The sequence below is a fragment of the Crinalium epipsammum PCC 9333 genome (assembly GCF_000317495.1).
Classification (GTDB): domain Bacteria; phylum Cyanobacteriota; class Cyanobacteriia; order Cyanobacteriales; family PCC-9333; genus Crinalium; species Crinalium epipsammum.
On the sequence record NC_019753.1, the window covers coordinates 2,392,440 to 2,411,766 of the forward strand.

18 protein-coding genes are annotated in these 19,327 nt (G+C 39.2%); 14 read left to right on the forward strand and 4 right to left on the reverse strand.

The window, feature by feature from the left end:
• Positions 1-154 precede the first annotated feature (154 nt).
• The 6 genes from glpX to CRI9333_RS10290 all read left to right on the forward strand — a co-directional run bounded on the left by glpX (position 155) and on the right by CRI9333_RS10290 (position 9,961).
• On the forward strand, positions 155-1,195 hold the full coding sequence (gene glpX / locus CRI9333_RS10265) for a class II fructose-bisphosphatase (protein WP_015203102.1): 1,041 nt from the start codon (positions 155-157) through the stop codon (positions 1,193-1,195).
• Positions 1,196-1,321: 126 nt separating this feature from the next.
• On the forward strand, positions 1,322-2,614 hold the full coding sequence (locus CRI9333_RS10270; RefSeq protein WP_015203103.1) for a glutamyl-tRNA reductase: 1,293 nt from the start codon (positions 1,322-1,324) through the stop codon (positions 2,612-2,614).
• Between the two features lie 18 nt (positions 2,615-2,632).
• The gene (locus CRI9333_RS10275; protein ID WP_015203104.1) at positions 2,633-3,853 is read left to right on the forward strand and encodes a DUF1565 domain-containing protein; all 1,221 of its coding nucleotides are present in this window, start codon (positions 2,633-2,635) and stop codon (positions 3,851-3,853) included.
• 161 nt (positions 3,854-4,014) lie between these two features.
• On the forward strand, positions 4,015-7,026 hold the full coding sequence (locus CRI9333_RS10280; protein ID WP_015203105.1) for a UPF0182 family protein: 3,012 nt from the start codon (positions 4,015-4,017) through the stop codon (positions 7,024-7,026).
• Between the two features lie 529 nt (positions 7,027-7,555).
• Positions 7,556-8,473: a hypothetical protein gene (locus CRI9333_RS10285; RefSeq protein WP_015203106.1), complete on the forward strand. Its 918-nt coding sequence runs from the start codon at positions 7,556-7,558 to the stop codon at positions 8,471-8,473.
• Between the two features lie 495 nt (positions 8,474-8,968).
• Entirely contained in the window at positions 8,969-9,961 is a 993-nt protein-coding gene (locus CRI9333_RS10290) for a pentapeptide repeat-containing protein (RefSeq protein ID WP_015203107.1), read from the forward strand.
• A 101-nt stretch (positions 9,962-10,062) separates the two neighbouring features.
• Here CRI9333_RS10290 and CRI9333_RS10295 read toward each other — a convergent pair whose 3' ends face one another.
• The gene (locus CRI9333_RS10295) at positions 10,063-10,851 is read right to left on the reverse strand and encodes an ABC transporter ATP-binding protein (RefSeq protein WP_041226560.1); all 789 of its coding nucleotides are present in this window, start codon (positions 10,849-10,851) and stop codon (positions 10,063-10,065) included.
• 70 nt (positions 10,852-10,921) lie between these two features.
• Positions 10,922-12,034, reverse strand: coding sequence for a branched-chain amino acid ABC transporter permease (locus CRI9333_RS10300; protein WP_015203109.1), 1,113 nt, complete (start codon positions 12,032-12,034; stop codon positions 10,922-10,924).
• A 165-nt stretch (positions 12,035-12,199) separates the two neighbouring features.
• Here CRI9333_RS10300 and CRI9333_RS10305 point away from each other — a divergent pair, with 165 nt between their 5' ends.
• The 4 genes from CRI9333_RS10305 (at position 12,200) to CRI9333_RS10320 (ending at position 14,928) form a co-directional block, all read left to right on the forward strand.
• On the forward strand, positions 12,200-12,415 hold the full coding sequence (locus CRI9333_RS10305; protein ID WP_015203110.1) for a hypothetical protein: 216 nt from the start codon (positions 12,200-12,202) through the stop codon (positions 12,413-12,415).
• Between the two features lie 45 nt (positions 12,416-12,460).
• Positions 12,461-12,718 (forward strand): hypothetical protein, encoded by a 258-nt coding sequence (locus CRI9333_RS10310; protein ID WP_015203111.1) that lies wholly within the window; start codon positions 12,461-12,463, stop codon positions 12,716-12,718.
• A gap of 55 nt (positions 12,719-12,773) precedes the next feature.
• A complete protein-coding gene (locus CRI9333_RS10315; protein WP_015203112.1) occupies positions 12,774-14,360 on the forward strand; it encodes a glucose-6-phosphate isomerase in 1,587 nt (528 codons plus the stop codon).
• Positions 14,361-14,487: 127 nt separating this feature from the next.
• On the forward strand, positions 14,488-14,928 hold the full coding sequence (locus tag CRI9333_RS10320; RefSeq protein ID WP_015203113.1) for a cupin domain-containing protein: 441 nt from the start codon (positions 14,488-14,490) through the stop codon (positions 14,926-14,928).
• 108 nt (positions 14,929-15,036) lie between these two features.
• Here the strand turns inward: CRI9333_RS10320 and CRI9333_RS10325 are convergent, their stop codons facing one another.
• Complete coding sequence (locus CRI9333_RS10325; protein WP_015203114.1) at positions 15,037-15,633, reverse strand: thioredoxin family protein; 597 nt, start codon at positions 15,631-15,633, stop codon at positions 15,037-15,039.
• 73 nt (positions 15,634-15,706) lie between these two features.
• On the opposite strand from CRI9333_RS10325, the gene CRI9333_RS10330 reads away from it, so the two are divergent.
• Positions 15,707-16,111 carry an NIL domain-containing protein gene (locus tag CRI9333_RS10330; protein WP_015203115.1) on the forward strand — a complete coding sequence of 135 codons (405 nt, stop codon included), beginning with the start codon at positions 15,707-15,709 and terminating at the stop codon, positions 16,109-16,111.
• 38 nt (positions 16,112-16,149) lie between these two features.
• Here CRI9333_RS10330 and CRI9333_RS10335 read toward each other — a convergent pair whose 3' ends face one another.
• Entirely contained in the window at positions 16,150-17,217 is a 1,068-nt protein-coding gene (locus CRI9333_RS10335) for a DUF3616 domain-containing protein (protein WP_015203116.1), read from the reverse strand.
• A gap of 54 nt (positions 17,218-17,271) precedes the next feature.
• Between CRI9333_RS10335 and CRI9333_RS10340 the strand changes: the two genes are divergently transcribed.
• From CRI9333_RS10340 to CRI9333_RS10350, 3 genes are all read left to right on the forward strand, one after another.
• Positions 17,272-17,832, forward strand: a complete 561-nt coding sequence (locus CRI9333_RS10340; RefSeq protein WP_015203117.1) for a carbonic anhydrase — start codon at positions 17,272-17,274, stop codon at positions 17,830-17,832.
• A gap of 27 nt (positions 17,833-17,859) precedes the next feature.
• Complete coding sequence (locus tag CRI9333_RS10345; RefSeq protein ID WP_015203118.1) at positions 17,860-18,606, forward strand: HAD family hydrolase; 747 nt, start codon at positions 17,860-17,862, stop codon at positions 18,604-18,606.
• Between the two features lie 86 nt (positions 18,607-18,692).
• Complete coding sequence (locus tag CRI9333_RS10350) at positions 18,693-19,199, forward strand: DinB family protein (RefSeq protein ID WP_015203119.1); 507 nt, start codon at positions 18,693-18,695, stop codon at positions 19,197-19,199.
• Positions 19,200-19,327 lie beyond the last annotated feature (128 nt).

Here is a 19,327-nt window from a genome sequence, read left to right on the forward strand (position 1 = left end):
ATCAATAAAACTCAACAACCAGACATTAGTAGCAAAACTTAACAATTAGAGATTCAGATGATCTTCATTCAACGGTATCTCCCCTCTGATAGACTTTAGACTGTAATAGCCAGATGAAACGTAGCCAAATCAGGCAGTTGGGAGAATAGACTTCGTGGAAAATACCCTCGGTTTAGAAATTATTGAAGTTGTAGAAAAAGCTGCGATCGCATCTGCCCGATGGATGGGTAAAGGCGAAAAAGATACAGCCGACCAAGTAGCTGTAGAAGCTATGCGGGAACGGATGAATCAAATCTATATGCGCGGTCGGATCGTCATCGGAGAAGGTGAACGGGACGAAGCGCCTATGCTTTACATAGGCGAAGAAGTGGGCATTTGTACCCGCGAAGATGCAAAAACTTACTGCAACCCTGACGAGTTAATGGAGATTGACATTGCTGTTGATCCCTGCGAAGGCACTAACTTAGTTGCCTACGGTCAAAATGGCTCTATGGCAGTATTAGCAATTGCAGAAAAAGGTGGCTTATTTGCTGCTCCTGACTTCTACATGAGAAAGTTAGCTGCTCCTGCTCCTGCCAGAGGTCATGTTGATATTAACAAGTCTGCTACCGAAAACCTCAAGATTCTTTCAGAGTGTTTAAGCCGCTCTATTGACGAGTTAGTAGTAGTGGTAATGGATCGCCCTCGTCACAAAGATCTAATTGCGGAAATTCGCCAAGCAGGAGCAAGAGTGCGCCTGATTAGTGATGGTGACGTTTCTGCTGCCATTTGTTGTGCTTTTGCAGGTACTAACATTCATGCACTGATGGGCGTTGGTGCAGCACCAGAAGGCGTTATTTCTGCGGCTGCTATGCGCTGCTTAGGTGGACACTTCCAAGGGCAACTAATTTACGATCCCGCAGACGTTAATACTCCTGAAAGCGAAAAGTGGACAAGACAAGGCAATATTGACCGCTTGAACGAAATGGGTATTACAGATCCTGACAAAGTTTACAATGCAGAGGAATTAGCCTCTGGTAAGACAGTGTTATTTGCTGCTTGCGGAATCACTCCTGGTACTTTGATGGAAGGCGTTCGCTATTTTCATGGTGGTGCGCGTACTCAGAGCTTGGTAATCTCTAGTCAATCTAAAACAGCACGATTTGTTGACACAATTCATATGTTTGATGAACCAAAAGCTCTGCAATTGAGGTAGATAACTGTTATCTAGCCGTCAGTAGTCAGTTTCAGCCATCAGCTTTCAAGGAAAATAGATTATATAGCTGATGGCTGATTGCTAATCGCTAATTGCTAATCGCTAATCGCTAATTAGGCAGAACACATGAATATTGCAGTTATAGGTTTAAGCCATAAGACAGCGCCAGTGGAAGTGCGGGAAAAATTGAGCATTCCAGAAACACAAATGGAAAGTGTAATGGCTCAATTACTTAGTTATCCCCACATTGAAGAAGTAGCTATTCTTAGCACTTGCAACCGTTTAGAAATTTACATAGTTTCTCACGAAACTGAGCAAGGTGTTGCTGAAGTACGTCAGTTTCTTTGTGACTATGCTAAATTGCCAATGCACCATTTGCGGCATCATTTATTTATCTTGTTGCACCAAGATTCAGTTATGCACTTGATGCGTGTAGCAGCAGGTTTAGATAGCTTGGTACTCGGAGAAGGACAAATTCTCGCGCAAGTTAAAAACACTCAAAAAATCGGTCAGCAATACAAGGGAATTGGTTCAATTCTCAACCGTTTATTTAAACAAGCACTCACAGCAGGTAAGCGAGTTCGTACTGAAACTAGCATTGGTACTGGTGCTGTTTCTATTAGTTCAGCAGCAGTTGAATTAGCTCAAATGAAGGTACAAAATTTAGCTGCTTACCGTGTCGCAATTTTGGGTGCAGGTAAGATGTCACGCCTGTTAGTGCAACATCTTATATCTAAAGGTGCAACCCAAATTTCAGTTTTAAACCGTTCTACACGCCGTGCTGAAGAATTAGCTAAACAGTTTCCTGATGCTAATTTAGAATTACATCCTTTGTCAGAAATGCTATCAGTAATTTCTGCTTCAGATTTAGTATTTACTAGCACTGCTTCTACAGAACCTTTATTAAATAAAGCTAAACTCGAAAGCTGTTTAGAACCACATCGAGCTTTAATGTTATTTGATATTTCTGTACCACGTAATGTGGATGCAGATGTCAATGAGTTAGAAAATGTCGATGCTTTTAATGTTGATGATTTAAAAGCAGTAGTTGCACAAAATCAAGAAAGTCGTCGCCAAATGGCTCTAGAAGCAGAAGTGCTTTTAGAAGAAGAAGTTGAAGGATTTGATCTCTGGTGGCGATCGCTAGAAACAGTCCCAACTATTAGCTGTTTGCGTGATAAAATGGAAACTATCCGCGCCCAAGAGTTAGAAAAAGCTTTATCAAGATTGGGTTCGGAATTTGCCGAAAGACATCAAGAAGTTATCGAAGCTTTAACTCGCGGTATTGTTAATAAAATTCTTCACGATCCAATGGTGCAATTAAGAGCGCAGCAGGATATTGAAGCGCGACGTAAAGCAATGCAATCTTTGCAAATGTTGTTTAATTTAGAACAAGTTAGTCCAAACGCTAACACATAGAATCAAGGGTTTGTCAATATGCCTGATAAAAGTTGCCGGAAGTTCCCTGATAAATTTGTCTGGGAATTTCTCATCCTCAGTGGTTCGCTTTTATCAGGCAGTATGGCTTTTTTTAGTAATTTTGATCGGTTTTTAGGGTTTTCAAATACTGGCTTGGGTTTGGCAAATGCTGAGTTAAAATCAGCAGCTAGAGGATTTGTTAATTCAAATATTAATTATCCGGATAACAAAGTTAGTCAAGGTTTAAATACGCCTCCGAGTTGGGATAGTTCCGAATCAAATAATTCGGAAGCGGATATTTACGTTTCTCCGTTTGGATCTGATAATCAGGTTGAAAGGAATGTTACGGCTACAAATGCTGAGGTAGTGTTTGTTGCCGATCAAGGAAATGATAATAATGCTGGTTCTCAAAAGTCACCTTATAGAAGTTTGACGAGAGCGATTAAGCAAGCGATTAGATTACAGGATGGAGATGAGAATAAGCCTGTATTAATTAAGTTAGTTGCGGGGATTTACTCAGCCAATAGCGGTGATAGTACAACAATTGAAATTACTCCAGGTGTTTCAGTTGTGGGGAGTGGAGACACGACAATTATTAAGACGAGTATAAGGCTTGATAAAAATTCAAATTTAGAAAATTTGAAAATTATAAACTCAGAATTGCAAATTGGAATTGAGAGTTATGATAACAATAGCAGGCAAAATGCCAGTTTAAATATTAAAAATATAAATATTGATGGAATAGTAACAATTTTTTCATCTCCAAAAATATCTAATTTAAAAGTGTTGAGTACATTTCATCAAGGAGTGTATATTAATCAGGGTACTAAACCTCAATTAGATAATCTTGAAGTTTATAATCAGCAAATGATGGGAAATCGGAATGGTGCAGCAATTTATATTTATAAAGGTGCTTCCCCTGTGTTTAATAACTTAAAAATAAATAGTAATTACCTTGGTATAAATAACTCTGGAAATGCTTCTTTAATTAATTTGAAAATATCTAAAAATCGGATAGGGATAATAAATCGAGGAGAACTGACAATCAACAACTTAGTTACCAGTAAAAATACCCATGCTGCTATTTGTAACAGCAGTGCAGGTACTATTTTAATTGAAGGAGCTAAATTTGATAATATTCCACCAAAAGTTATGGAAAAATGCCCTTCTGTTGTTGGTGAGCCGCCTATTGTTGTGCCAGATATTGCGGGTAATTCAGAAGGGGTAACGATTCGATAGGTTTCAGGATGTAGAGATACAATGACGTTGACACCCTGAAGGGTGCAGCTATACTAACAAAGCCCGCCTGCGCTGGCTAGATTTTTAATCAATTAAAAAAGCCTGCGTAGGCAGGCTTAGTCTGTATAGCCCCAGCCTTCAGGCTGTGGGAATTGGAGACAATGAAACTCAAGCATTTTTGGAATCGAGGCTTTACGCTGATAGCACTGATACTGGGATTATGGCTAGTTGTCGATCTAGTTTCTCACTTAGTAGCAGAAATTTTTTGGTTTGAAGAAGTTGGATATTTAACAGCGTTTCTGTTACGGCTAAAAACTCAGTTTATTTTAGGCGCGATCGCATTCTTGTTAACTGCTACATTTCTACTAGGCAATCTAACATTAGCAGCGCGTCTTAAATATTCTTCTATAGATTCGGGTGCTAGTTTAATACTGCCCAATCAAAAAACGCTCAATCCTAGCCCTCCTTGGCAAGAGAAATTTCAGGAAGCAGTCATACCTAAAAATGGTGTTACTTGGCGTTGGCTGTTACCAATTGTAATGTTGCTAAGTTTAATACTAGGGTTGATGTTGCTCTATTACGGGCAGATTATATTAGGCTTTTGGCATAACAATATTAACGTTACCGCTATAACTTCCACTGTACCGAGCGTATTTAAACTTAGTTCGATTTTAGAGCAGGTACAGGATCTTAAAAGCAAGTTACCAGTAATTACCACTTGGTCGCAACTACTTTTGCAAGTTGGGCAGCTACTTTTGCTAGTAGGAATTATTTTAGCTATAGCTAGTAATCACCAATTTGTACTAATTGCGATCGCACTTAGTTTAAGTTTGTTCTATACGTTAGTACTATCATCTAACTGGAGTAAATTTTTACTGTATTTTCAACCTACCGCTTTTAATACCATTGACCCCTTATTTAAAAACGATATTAGCTTTTATATTTTTTCCTTACCTGTATGGGAATTATTAGATTTTTGGCTAAGGGGATTATTTATATTTGCACTGATAGCAGTAGCCTTAAATTATTTACTCTCAGGAAATAGCTTATCTGAAGGTAAATTTATCGGCTTTTCTCAGCAACAGCTACGCCACTTATATTGTATAAGCTGTTTGTTGATGTTTGAGATGGCTTTCCATCATTGGTTAGCTCGTTATCAACTACTTTATTCTACTCGTGGTGTCACCTACGGAGCGAGTTATACCGATGTAGAAGTGCAATTGCGAGTCGAGACAGCGTTAATTTTCTTATCAAGTGCGATCGCGCTACTGTTTTTATGGCAAAGGCTATTCTTAAGCTTAGATAAAAAAGTTATTAAACCTATAACTATCAGCTTGGGATTATTCATAGTATTAGCTTTTACTGGGAACTTACTACTTCCAAGAGTAGTACAGCTTTTAATAGTGCAACCAAACGAAATATCACGAGAAAAACCTTATATTGAACGTAGCATTGCTATGACTCGAAAAGCATTTGCACTAGACAATATTGAAGTTGAAACATTTAACCCAGATAATCGGCTGAACGATAGTGATATTCAACAAAATAGATTAACTATTGACAACATCCGCCTATGGGATACACTTCCTCTACTAAAAACAAATCAACAGCTACAACAAATTAGACCATATTACCAATTTATTGATGCTGATATTGACCGTTATACCTTAAAAGTAGCACAGGATAATTTAACGAACAACGCTCAAAACCAAACTGCAAACCCTAATTCTAAAAATCAACAAGTTCTGATTGCGCCTCGTGAGTTGAACTACGATTCTGTGCCTACAGAAGCGAAAACTTGGATCAACAAACACTTAATTTATACTCATGGTTATGGATTTACAATTAGCCCAGTAAATACAGTTGGTGCTGGTGGACTACCAGATTACTTTGTTAAAGATATTGGTACAGGTATTACTGACGCGGGGACATTAAAAACATCAGGGGAGAATATTGAAAATAGCATTCCTATTGGTAAACCACGAATTTATTACGGTGAAATTGCCAATACTTATGTGATGACATCAACTAAGACAAAAGAGTTGGACTATCCCAGTGGGGATGAGAATGTTTATAACATTTATGATGGTAATGGTGGGGTAAAAATTGGCGCTTGGTGGCAGCAGTTATTGTTTGCCGAGTATCTAAAAGATTGGCAAATGCTTTTGACTTGGAATTTTACCCCTGAAACTAAGTTATTGTTTCGGCGCAATATTATAGAACGCATTCAGGCGATCGCACCTTTTTTACGTTTTGATAGCGATCCTTACTTAGTAGTTGCCGATGCTAACCCAGACAAGGAACAAGATAATTATTTATATTGGATTGTAGATGCTTATACTACAAGCGATCGCTATCCCTACTCCGATCCTGGCAAATACGATTTTAACTACATTCGCAACTCAGTCAAAGTTGTAATTGATGCCTACAACGGTTCTGTTAACTTTTATATTGCTGACTCCCAAGATCCCATCATTAATAGCTGGATTAGCATCTTTCCAGACTTATTTAAACCACTAAATACTATGCCCGTGACTTTAAAAAGTCATATCCGTTATCCTGTCGATTTATTCAGCACTCAATCAGAACGCTTGTTGACATACCACATGACAGACACCCAGGTATTCTACAACCGCGAAGACCAGTGGCGAATTCCCAATGAAATTTACGGAGACAAACCACGCGCAGTAGAACCTTACTATCTAATAATGAAACTGCCAACGGCTGAATCAGAAGAATTTGTGCTGCTTTTGCCCTTTACTCCCATCCAGCGCAATAACTTAATTGCTTGGATGGCAGCACGTTCCGATGGTCAGAACTACGGCAAGTTATTACTTTATCAGTTTCCGAAGCAAGAATTGATCTACGGACCAGAACAAATAGAAGCTAGAATTAACCAAGATCCCGTAATTTCCCAACAGATTTCGCTGTGGAACCGCCAAGGCTCACGAGCATTGCAAGGAAATCTCCTAGTAATTCCCATAGAGCAATCATTGCTTTATGTTGAACCACTCTACTTAGAAGCGGAACAAAATAGTCTGCCAACTCTAGTAAGAGCGATTGTAGTTTACGAAAACCGCATAGTCATGGCTGAAACCTTGGAAAAAGCACTGCAAGCAATTTTCCAACCACCTAAATCAACCACACCAGCTATTATTCGCCCAGTGGAGTAATAGCATTGGTTATTTTTTATACTTAGGACTTACGCACCGAAAGCCTGAAACCTTGATCCCCCCTACCCCCTCAAAAAGGGGGAGAAATTCAAATTCCCCCTTTTTAAGGGGGTAGGGGGATCTCTGCGTATGTCTTTATCCTTGGCAGAGGAGGCAGAGGGGCAGAGAGATATAAAAAGTACAAATCTTCAAATAAGAATATTTGTACACTAATGGAAAATTATGGGTAATTAACCTGACATCATACCAAAGATCCCTTAACCTGCGTGGAAGAGGGTATTTTCAGCTTTTTTGCAACTAAAACTGTTGAACCAAAGGCACAAAGGGATAAGGGAAAACAGTTGTACTTAATTTTAGTTATTTCAAGACTTTATTGAAAAAGTCAGATTACTTAACAAGCCACTGAAAATTAATGTATTAAAATAGACTTAAAGCCTAAATTGTTGTGGAAAAAATTCAGCAGCCCAGCTTTGAGCTTACCAGACAGTAGTATTTTCATATTCTATAGTTAATTTTATTGTTTTGTACAATGGAAAATAATTCTTTATTACAAAAAGTGGCTACAGACTTAGAGCAACATGAGAATTCCTTGCGGATTAAAAAGGTAATTGTTTGTGCTTGTATAAAAGTATGGGAAAATGATAAAAATAAACTAGATTTTTTTAGATTTGAAGATTTAATTAAAGAACTTCGATCTAAAAATCCTTCTTTAGAAAGTCTCAAAATTTCTTTATACAATGTTGTAAAAACGCTCAATAAGCCCCAAGAGTATGCCTTAATTGCTAAAGTAATTTACAGTACCCTGATGCCGTTATATCCTGAAGCTCAAAGAGCGGCTTCAGTTACCTCTGGAAAAACCGCGCCTCTCACCTCTGGAAGATCAGCCTCACAAACTTCTGGAAAAACTGCTTCATTAAACGTACAAACAAATACTGTAGGTAGTTCAGTCAATAATTCGGAACAAAAACAGCAATCAAAGCCTAGAGCAGGCTTTAACTCTAATCAAATTAAAGCCTGCGTTGATTCATTTGCATTAAAAATGGAAATAATGAATTATACAAATCCTCTACGTGCTAAAATTGTCTTGTTTTCTACGCTTTATCACCCCTTTGATTTTACTAATCAAGATTGGATAAATATTAAAGGATATGAGCTAGATGATTTACTCATCAAAGTCTTTAGTGTGTGGTCAAGTTTTCCTGATTTTGAATACCAGATTATGAATGCTTCTATGAATATGCAGCAGTCGGATGAAAATACGAAAGCCGCAAACGTCATAGTAAGATGTTTGAAACCTTTATATAAAAATCTAGAAGTTAACCTTAATCAAGAAAGTGCTGATAACAGTGCTGTGACTCTAGGCAATTTTAATCAAATCAATTCAAATAATTCTAAAAACGTAGACTTTAATGATGAAGATAATACCTGTCAATTTTCACCTTCATAGTCTGTAAAAATTAAGTAGTTAATCTCAAGATGAAGTTTGCTTAAGTAAATTTTGAAGAATTTTCCTAATATCAGCCTATAGTCGGTATCAAATTCTGCCATAACTAAGTTGAATTTAATTATGAACAATCTGAGTTATCAGTAAAGGTGTTGGCAAACAGGCAAGTTGAAAGTATATTTATTACATTCGACTGAGCAAATAAAATACTTCCTAGCTATAACCTATTTATTAACAGGCTTTTCACCCCTGCGCTCGTGCTTGGAGGGTATTGCTAATTTTATCATTCAAATGGGTAAACTCTGTTTATGCTTGAGTTGCTCATTAATGTCGCTGTACTAGATACAATAATGGAGCAAAAACAAAAGTAATATATAAAACTATTAGTAATAGCCTGATTAATGAACTACCGCACTCTTGACCGCTTGCACTACCGAATTAATAAAAGAAATGAATTGTGAATACTTGTCAGATGACGCTGGTTAAGAGGTTGAGGATATGGATGCTAACGAACTGCTTCGGCGCTATGCAGCAGGCGAAATAAACTTTAATGGTGTCAATTTAAGCGGTGTCAACTTGTTTTGTGCCGATTTGATTGGTGTAGCCTTAGTTGAAGCAGACCTACATGGTGCCAGCTTAATTTTTGCATACCTCAATCGAGCAAAGCTGTATAAAGCAAATTTAACGGGTTCAAAATTGAGTGGCGCTAATTTGATTCAGGCAGATTTACGGGGTGCAATGCTGCATGATGCAGATTTGCATGGTGCCAGACTACAAGGTGCAGATTTACGTGGTGCAGACATTACATTGGCAAATTTATTAGATGCTAACTTGATGGAAGCAGATCTGCGCGACGCTGATCTAAGTGGGGCAAACCTGACTGGCGCTTGTTTGCGCGGGGCTAACTTACGTGAAGAGAAAAGAGTTTATTGTTCAACTTTACGAGGTGCAAAGTTACACAAAGCTGATTTGCGGGGTGCAAATTTAAGTGGTGCAGATATGGCTAGGGTTGACTTGAGCGGTGCTAACCTTGCCGAAGTTAACCTGCGGGGCGTAGATTTAAGCGGCGCTAATCTGAGTCAAGCTAACCTCAAAGGAGCATTTCTTACTGAGGCTAACCTCACACAAGCAAATTTAAGCGGTGCTAACTTGGCTAATGCCAGATTAGAGCGGGTAATTTTAATTAACGGTGATCTTAGGGGCGTAGATTTGCGGGCTGCAACCATGCCTGATATTAAGCTGGCTCAAGCTAACCTTAGTGGTGCTAACTTGAGTCAGGCTAGGTTAAATAGAGCGGATTTGAGTCGGGCAAATCTCAGTAAAGCTAACTTAACTGATGCGGATTTGGTTGATGCTTATCTAGCTAAGGCAGATTTAGAGGGAGCGAATCTGACTAATTCAAATTTAGTTAGGGCAGAAATCAGTAGCGCCCATATAATGGATGCAATTTTTAAGAACGCAACCATGCCTGATGGTAACGTTAACCCTTAGCAATTATCCTTTTTAAAAGTTGCACTTCCCCAAAGTAATAAGCGGGCAAGATGCCCGCACTACTTATAGGGTAATTAAAAATTAATTAACATTGTGAGAGTTTATTGCCCTAAGTAAGCTTCAAGAACTTGCGAATTAGTCTGAATTTCCGCAGGAGTACCAGCAGCAAGATTTTGACCTTCTGCTAATACCCAAACGCGATCGCACAAGGACATAATCACGTCCATATTGTGTTCAATGATTAAAAAAGTTAAACCTTCACGGTTCCATGACATAATGCGATCGCAAATTTCCTCAATCAACTTCGGGTTCACCCCAGCCGCAGGCTCATCCAACAAAATCAGCTTAGGGTTAGTCATCAACGCCCGCCCCATTTCCAACAGCTTACGCTGCCCTCCAGACAGCGCTCCAGCGTAATCTTGTGCCTTATGCGCCAGTCCCACAGATTCTAAAACAGCCATTGCTCGTTCTCTAATCTGCTTTTCTTCTTGCGCCACTACATGAGGTTGAAACCACACCCGCCAAAAGTTTTCCCCTGTTTGTTTTTGAGCGCCTAGCATGACATTCTCAACTACAGATAACCGAGAAAGTACCCGCGCTACCTGAAAAGTTCGCACCATACCCATTTGAGCAATTTGGTAAGGACGCATATTTTCAATAGGTTCTCCATCAAAAATTACCCGCCCTTTGTCTGGATGAATAAAGTTTGATAGCAGATTAAAAAATGTCGTTTTACCAGCACCATTGGGACCAATTAAACCTGTAATGCTGCCTTTTTTAACTTGAATTTCCGCATCATCGACTGCTTTCAACCCACCAAAATTTTTGCAAAGTCCACTTGCCGCTAATAAAGGTGAAGGTTGAGAATTAGCGGGTAAAGAATTATCCAATTCTCGCTCAATTTGTAGTCTGTTCGCTGAATTTTGAAGAGTCGTTTCTGTTTGAGGTGGAATAGATGAATTATTTACCAAGAGTGAGTTCCTCCTTTTTACCCAAAATACCTTGAGGTCGCCAGATCATCAGTACCATTAAAATTAAACCAATTACCATAATCCGAAATGCGCCTAAACGAGCATCATCAAGATGCACAATGCTAGGCAGGATAAAGCGAGTTCCAGCATCATACGCCCAATAGATCACTGCTCCTAACAACGTACCTAAATTATTACCACCACCACCTAAAACCACAATTGTCCAAGCATTAAATGTAATTATGGGTTCAAAGTTTGTCGGGTAAACTGTGGTTAATTGCCAAGCATAGAAAGAACCAGCAAGTCCACCAATTGCACCACCCAGCATTAAAGCTTGCAGTTTATACCAAAAAACATTTTTCCCTAAAGCTTTGGGTATTTGCTCATCTTCGCGAATAGCTTTTAGTACTCTACCCCAAGGCGATCGCACTAACCTTTCCAAACCCCAGTAAACCAGTGCTAATACTACCAGCGACAACAACATCAACCCAGCTTTATAGGTATAGTCATATAGCGCGGTAACACCAGCAATATAAACTGCTACACACAAAACTAAATTAATAATTCCTAAAATCAGCCTAGAAATTGCAGGTTGTGAGCTTACTTTTTCTTCCGCCTTATTTGCTTGTGGCTTACTCCAAACCCATAACCATAACCGCCACAAAGCCAACCCAGTTATCAAAGTCAGTACCGCAATCATTACCAACTTACCGACTAAGTTAGGGTTAAAATTGCCTAGTGGCAGTGGATAACCTTGTACACCAAAAGCACCCTTAGTTAACCATTCCTCATTTAGTGCCACCAAACGGATTAACTCAGCAACGCCGATAGTCACAATTGCTAGATAATCTTCCCGTAGCCGCAAAGTTGAAAAACCAATTAATAGCCCTAATAGTGCTGCTATAGAGGAACCAATAATTACCGCAATTAACAAAGGTACACCTTGCGAACTCAATAAAACTGTGGTATATGCACCCACAGTCATAAAAGCAACGTGTCCAAAATTAATTAGTCCCGTGTAGCCCCACTGTAAATTTAGCCCTAAGCCAAATAGAGCATAAGTTGCTGTAGAAATTGCCAGAAAAACGAGATAATTAACCATTGCCTTGAGTGATGGAACTGCGATCGCACAAACATTAACAACCTACCCTGCCCAACCTGCTTGATTGCACAGAGCATTCGGATTGTACCGCAGCAGTAGTATCAGCCAGTATTTCCCATCACATGAAGACATCATAATTGCTGAGTTAACTAGAATCTTTTAACCATGAAACTTATCGCAGGTAGATTAGATTATTTAATCTCACAATTGTCTGACTTGATTGATCAAATACCTGATGAAAACCTAGAAGATGCCTGGAAAGTTATGCAAGGGGTATATTATGACCTGTATATTCTCCAAGCTATCCAACAATCTAGGCAAAATGTTCAACCTGGAGATACGTTAAGCCGTGAGGAAGCGTTACAATTTTTACACTTTTAAAAAAGTTATTTTTAGCTCATTAGAGCTTAAAACAGTTGAGATTTTGTGAAATTAGAAGTGCGCTACGCTAGGTCTTTTCTACAAGACCTTCAAAACTTGGAGTCTGCTGCTTATGAGCAGATTTATAAATTCGTCTTTCACGAGTTCATGCAGTTCAATCAAATTCAAGACCTGCCAGAACTACATCGCATCAGTGCGGATGCCATATTTTACCGTTTTAGCGTCGATCAATACTTAATCGGCATCGAAGTCACAGGTCATATCGTTAAATTCTTAAGAGTTTTGCCCAAACCCGACATCTAGCGCCCAATTTCAAGCTTAAACTGACAGTTAAATGCTCTCATATTGAGGTTTGCTTATGGATGCTGCTGCACTTTGGCAACGTTATCAAGATTGGCTTTACTATCACGAAGGATTAGAATTTTATCTCGATATCAGCCGGATGCGGTTTGATGATAGTTTTGTCGCGGCAATGCAACCCAAGCTGGACAAAGCTTTTAAGGAGATGGACGCGCTGGAAAAAGGTGCGATCGCCAACCCAGATGAAAACCGCATGGTTGGTCACTATTGGCTCCGTAACCCTGAATTAGCACCTACACCAGAAATCAAACAAGAAATTATTGAAACCGTTGAACAAATTGAAGCATTTGTCAGTAAAATTCATAGCGGGGAAATTCATCCCCCCGACGCGAGAAAGTTTACAGACATTATCTCAATAGGAATCGGCGGTTCTGCACTCGGACCTGAGTTTGTTGCTGAAGCACTAGCACCAGATAATGCTCCCCTAGATATTCACTTCATTGACAACTCAGATCCCGCAGGTATTGATCGCCTGTTTAGCAAACTCAAAGACCGCCTCTACCGCACCTTAGTAATCGTCATTTCTAAATCTGGAGGTACACCAGAACCTCGTAACGGCATGATTGAAGTGCAAAATGCTTACGCCAAGCAAAACCTTAATTTTAGCGCCCATGCTGTTGCTGTTACTGGTACAGGTAGCAAATTATACAACGTTGCTACATCCGAAAATTGGTTAGCAACATTTCCGATGCCAGATTGGGTAGGTGGTAGAACATCAGAACTTTCAGCAGTCGGTTTTGTACCAGCAGCTTTGCAAGGAATTGATATCCGCGAGATGTTAGCTGGTGCAAAAGAAATGGATATTGCTACCCGCAAGCCGGATCTCAAAACCAACCCCGCAGCATTACTTGCTCTTGCTTGGTACTTTGCTGGTAATGGTCGGGGTGAAAAAGATATGGTTGTCTTACCCTACAAAGATAGCTTGCTACTGTTTAGCCGCTACTTGCAACAGTTAGTGATGGAATCTCTGGGTAAAGAAAAAGATTTAGACGGCAATATTGTTTACCAAGGAATTGCTGTATATGGCAATAAAGGCTCAACAGACCAACACGCTTATGTACAGCAGTTGCGAGAGGGAGTACCAAACTTTTTTATGACATTCATTGAAGTTTTAGAAGATCGTCAAGGTTCATCTGTAGAAATAGATCCTGGTGTGACATCAGGAGATTATTTATCAGGATTTTTACAAGGAACTCGCCAAGCACTTTACGAAAAAAAACGTGATTCAATTACTGTCACAATTCCACAAGTAAATCCCCGTACAGTTGGGGCGTTAATTGCTTTATATGAGAGGGCTGTAGGATTTTATGGCTTTATGGTTAACATCAATGCTTACCATCAACCAGGGGTAGAAGCAGGTAAGAAAGCCGCCGCAGAAATTCTAGATTTGCAGAAAAAGGTTATGGAGGTTTTAAAAGAAAATGCCTCTTTATCTTTATCCGAAATAGCCGAAAAAGCTGGACAACCCGATCAAGTTGAAGCAATTTATAAGCTGCTGCGTCATTTATCCAATAACGATCGCGGTGTAATTTTACAGGGTAATTTAGCACAACCCAGCAGTTTAAAAGCTTCTTTGCAGGGGTAAGCGATCGCTCCTCTATCCTTGGGTGCATATATCACCGTTAGACGCTTATTTGTTGCAATAGTAACAACTTTTTACAATTCAGCTTCCTAGATTTAAAGAATAAGCTTTAAATTTTAGGATGCTGAATATGAGTTTAATCAAAGGAATCGAAATCCGCCCGTTATCTTCAATAAAAGGTGGTATGGCTGAGTTTTATACACCTCAGTCAAGTCACGAAACGATGCTAGTACAAATTCCACCACAAACAATTGAAGATTTGTATGTCCATCGCTTTCAAACTGACCAATTATTAGTAGTGCGCGGTAGTTTTGTCTTAGTAGTGTTGCACAACCGACGTTATCAATACATTCCTATGAGTGAACAGCAACCGATGGTGGTAAGCATTCCCCCTTATGTGCCGCATGGAGCAATCAACCTGAGTTCAGAACCCTGTATGTTAGTAAATGCGCTGCTACATCATGGTTCACCAGAAGCAAGAGATTATCGTCCCATGAAACCACCTTTTCCTTACGATTTAGTAGCAGCAAAAAGAATGATTCAACAACTTGAATATCCTATGATTGCCTGAGCGAAACTTTCATGGCGATGAATAATAAACCTGCTGCATAAGCAGATAAATCTTGTATTCCATCTGCGTTTATCTGCGTTTATCTGCGGTTAAATCTCTCTTAATCTCTTATTGCACCTGGCTACCATGACTGCGAGGATCTTCAGAATTAGATTTCTCAGCTACAGGTGGTTGAAATGGCGAAATTTGTCCAGCAGACTGAATATAAGGCAGTGGTTGTTCAGCAATTAAAGCTTCTAAATTTGCTGCCATCACAGGGCGTGGTTGCTCCCCAATACTTTGAGCGATCGCAACTCCCTTGTTATTCATAAATACAAAATCTGGAATACCATCTACCCGATAACGGCTGATTTCTGGCAACCACTTATTGTTATCCACATTTAACATCACAAAATTCAGCTTGTCGCCGTACTGCTGTTTAAGTTCTACCATATCTGGAGCCATTGCCTGACAACTGGTACACCAGTCAGCATAAAACTCCATCAGTGTTGGTTTACCGTTACTCATAGCAACCTCTATTGGTGTGGCTTCTGCTGCTAAAGCTTCGAGAACGCCTGTAGGTGTCTCAGTACGGAATCCTAGAAATAGAGCAACAGTGAGTGCGATCGCAACTAATGCGATCAAAAAATTTCTAATTCGGGTTCCCCCGTTAGATTTCGACTGATTTTGGGGAGTTACAGTTGATTGGGGTGAATTCACAGCCATCGGAGATTTTTCTTAAAATGAAGTTATCACTTAGTTTTAGTCTAAGCAATCATTAGTCCTCACTGGCTCTACTGTGAAAAAACGGGTAACACTCATCTTTCCTAAAAGTTCAGTTCAAATGCCAGTTACCTATCGACTGGCAAAAGATTTTAACGTAGCTGCAAATATTATTCGGGCGCAGGTTGCACCAAATCAGGTAGGTACGCTGGTAGTGGAATTATTGGGTGATATCGATCAGTTGGATGGCGCAATTGAGTGGATGCGATCGCAAGGCATCAATGTTTCTCTAGCCAGCCGTGATATCTTAATTGATGAAGAAGTGTGTGTTCACTGCGGTTTGTGTACTGGTGTTTGCCCTACAGAAGCCTTAACATTAGAACCAACAACATTTAAACTAAATTTTACGCGATCGCGCTGCATTGTCTGCGAACAGTGTATCCCTACCTGTCCAGTACAAGCAATTTCTACTAATCTTTAAGGTTGTCTACCCTTCATCTCAATCAGTCAACATAAAACTCAACACTGCAACTTAAAAACATCTGCCAAAACTTCGGATTCGCCCTTGAGTCGCGTCTGGGCTGGTGAGTCATAAACGACTAATAAGGAATGCTGTTTTGCGATCGCATCAAACAAAGTCATTCCTTCAGCATGATCCTCACCATCTCCATAAGGCAAATTCATCACTAAATCGGGTTTGAATAAAGTATTGTTGGGAAGATTCCGAGCATTAGTAAGGCGGAAAACCTTAACTGGTCCATCTAAATCCATCGTTGGACCTGCTAATATTAACAAATCTTCGCCATCAAAACATAAATCCCGAACACCCAAACCCTTCAAATCAACAAAATGTTTCCTGTATTGTTGCCTATTCTCCCCAATGCTATTTAGCGTTAATATACCTGGGCTACTTTCTGCAACTTCTAACTCTAATATCATTGCCCAACCCCGCAAAACAGGACCTCGCAAACCCAGCAAAACTTTATTTTTGCTAACTGCTATTCCTTCAATATCAAATCCATTATCCTTGCTAGGAACAGTAGAAGAAACAAACATTCCTAAATGGGCATCAGTTTTTAATACTTTTGTTAATAAATTCCCAGTTTTTGTCAACTGCAACCTTCCAGCATTTAGCTGTTGATTAGGATTGTCTGGGTGTTGACAAGATTTATATAGTTCGCCTTTGACTAAAGGAATACGCGCTAGTATATAGCGATTTTTTTCTGTAGCAATTGTAGCTAGTCTTTGAATATTTTTTAGATCGCTTTTATCAGGTTTTGGCTTTTTGCGTTTCCAACTATGCGAACCAACTAACCAAAGATAAGAATTATCATAATCAAAACCTTCTATATCAATTTCTTGGTCATCTGGTTCTGGCAAATCAATAAAATTTGAGACTTTAAATGAACGTTGGTTATCAAAAGATTGATTACCATTCCAAGAAAAACACTCAATCGTTGTAGTTTCATCTGAGGCTAACCAAAGATGTTTGTCGGGTGTCAGCAATATAGCAGAAGCATCTTGACGATGTTCTTGAAATTCTGGGGCAAATTTTAGTGAAACTTGATGACTAAATGATCTTTTCATAACCAAGCCTTAATATTAAAGACATTTTCCGGATCTACTGGAATAATAGGTTCCATGAACCACAATCAAAACTGCCGTACTTGTGCTGGCATCAGCCGCCGTCATTTGCTAAAGTCACTTCTACCAGGAGCTATTTCTCTAGCTATCTTCTCAAATGCACAACCTGCTAAAGCAGAAAGAACCCCCAAAGCTTTAGTTCTTAGCTGCATTGACTTTCGCATCCTAGAAGCAGAACGCTATTTCTTATCCCTGCAAAACTTAGGTAATCAATATGATTTTACTGCACTTGCGGGTGCTTCCTTAGCATTAAGTGGTGTTCCCCACCAAGCAGATGCTCAAGCTTTTTGGGATCAATTAGATTTAGCTTATCGGTTGCACCATATTCAAAAAGTGATTATTCTCGATCACCAAGACTGCGGCGCTTATACGGATAAAATTGACCCAGAGTTGAGTAATGATCCGGCTAGAGAACAACAAGTTCATGCTGAGTATTTAAATAAAGCTTATTGGGAAATACGCGATCGCTACCCCCAACTCAATATAGAGTTATATTTTGTTACTCTCAATGCTGAGGTGAAACCTATTTTGCCCGTGACACCTGAGATTACAACATAGCTTGCAAGTAACTAAGTGGGTTGTAATATGACTAAATTGCGTGCTTTGATCTTTGATGTTGACGGTACTTTAGCAGATACCGAGCGCGATGGACATCGGGTTGCTTTTAATCGTGCTTTTGCTGAAGCTGGTTTAAATTGGGATTGGTCTGTTGATTTATATGGCGAACTGCTATCTGTAGCTGGTGGAAAAGAACGAATTAGCTTTTATATAAAGCAATATTGTCCTAATTTTTCAATTCCCTCAGATAATTTTATTGCTGATTTACACGCCAATAAAATTAAGCATTATCGCCAGTTATTATCTGAAGGGATTATTCCTTTGCGCCCAGGAGTAAAGCGATTAATTCAAGAAGCACATAACGCAGGAATAAGGTTAGCGATCGCAACTACTAGCGCCTTACCCAATGTTATTAGCTTATTAGAAAATAATCTAGATTCTTCTTGGTTTGAAATAATTGCTGCTGGCGATATTGTTCCTGCGAAAAAACCAGCACCAGATATCTATTACTATGTCTTGCAGCAAATGAACTTGCAACCTCAAGACTGTATAGTTATAGAAGACTCTAATCATGGATTGCAATCAGCCAATCAAGCAAGTTTACCAACAATTATTACATTTAATGACTACACTCAAAACCAAGATTTTTCTGCTGCTGTATTAGTATTAAATCATTTAGGAGAGCCAGATTTACCTTTTTCTCTTAAAGCTGGCAATGCTAAAGATGCCAGTTATGTAGATCTGACAATGCTCAAGGATCTGCCCAAACCATAGCGCCAGTTAGATGCAGGTGAAATTAAACTTTAAAGGTTTTACCTATATTTCAAGTTTGTTAAAGCTGAGATGCGATCGCCAAAACAATGAATACAATTAACTACTTTCAAAGGCTGTCTGAGTACAATCAATGGATGAACGAACAGATATATACAGTTTGCGAATCACTTCCTGATGCCATTCGCAAAGAAGATCGTAAAGCTTTTTTTGGTTCTATTCATGGAACTCTCAACCATATATTATTAGCTGACAAAGTTTGGTTAGGAAAATTTTTAAATCAACAGTTTAAAGTTCAATCTTTAGACCAAGAACTCTATGCTGAATTTACACAGTTACGTGAAGCTCGTATTGATACTGATAGACAAATTAAAGCGTGGGTTAATTCTTTAACTGATGAACAACTAGCTGCACCATTCAAATTTACCAGCGTTACTCAAACTAGAGAATGCGTATTTCCCTTATGGCACGTAGCTGTTCACTTTTTCAACCATCAAACCCATCATCGAGGACAAGTTACAACTTTACTTACTCAGTGTGGTAAAAATCCAGGAGTAACAGATTTCCTCTTGGTACCAGGAGCAGAGTTAATCTAGTTAACCAAAATCTCTAAAAACAAAATAAGCTTATTTGTGTTAGCTTAATAATGTTGTCTAAATTCGCACATCCAGATTTTCGGGTGTTTCAAATTCTTGAAATGCGCCTGGATGGAGGATTAACCCGA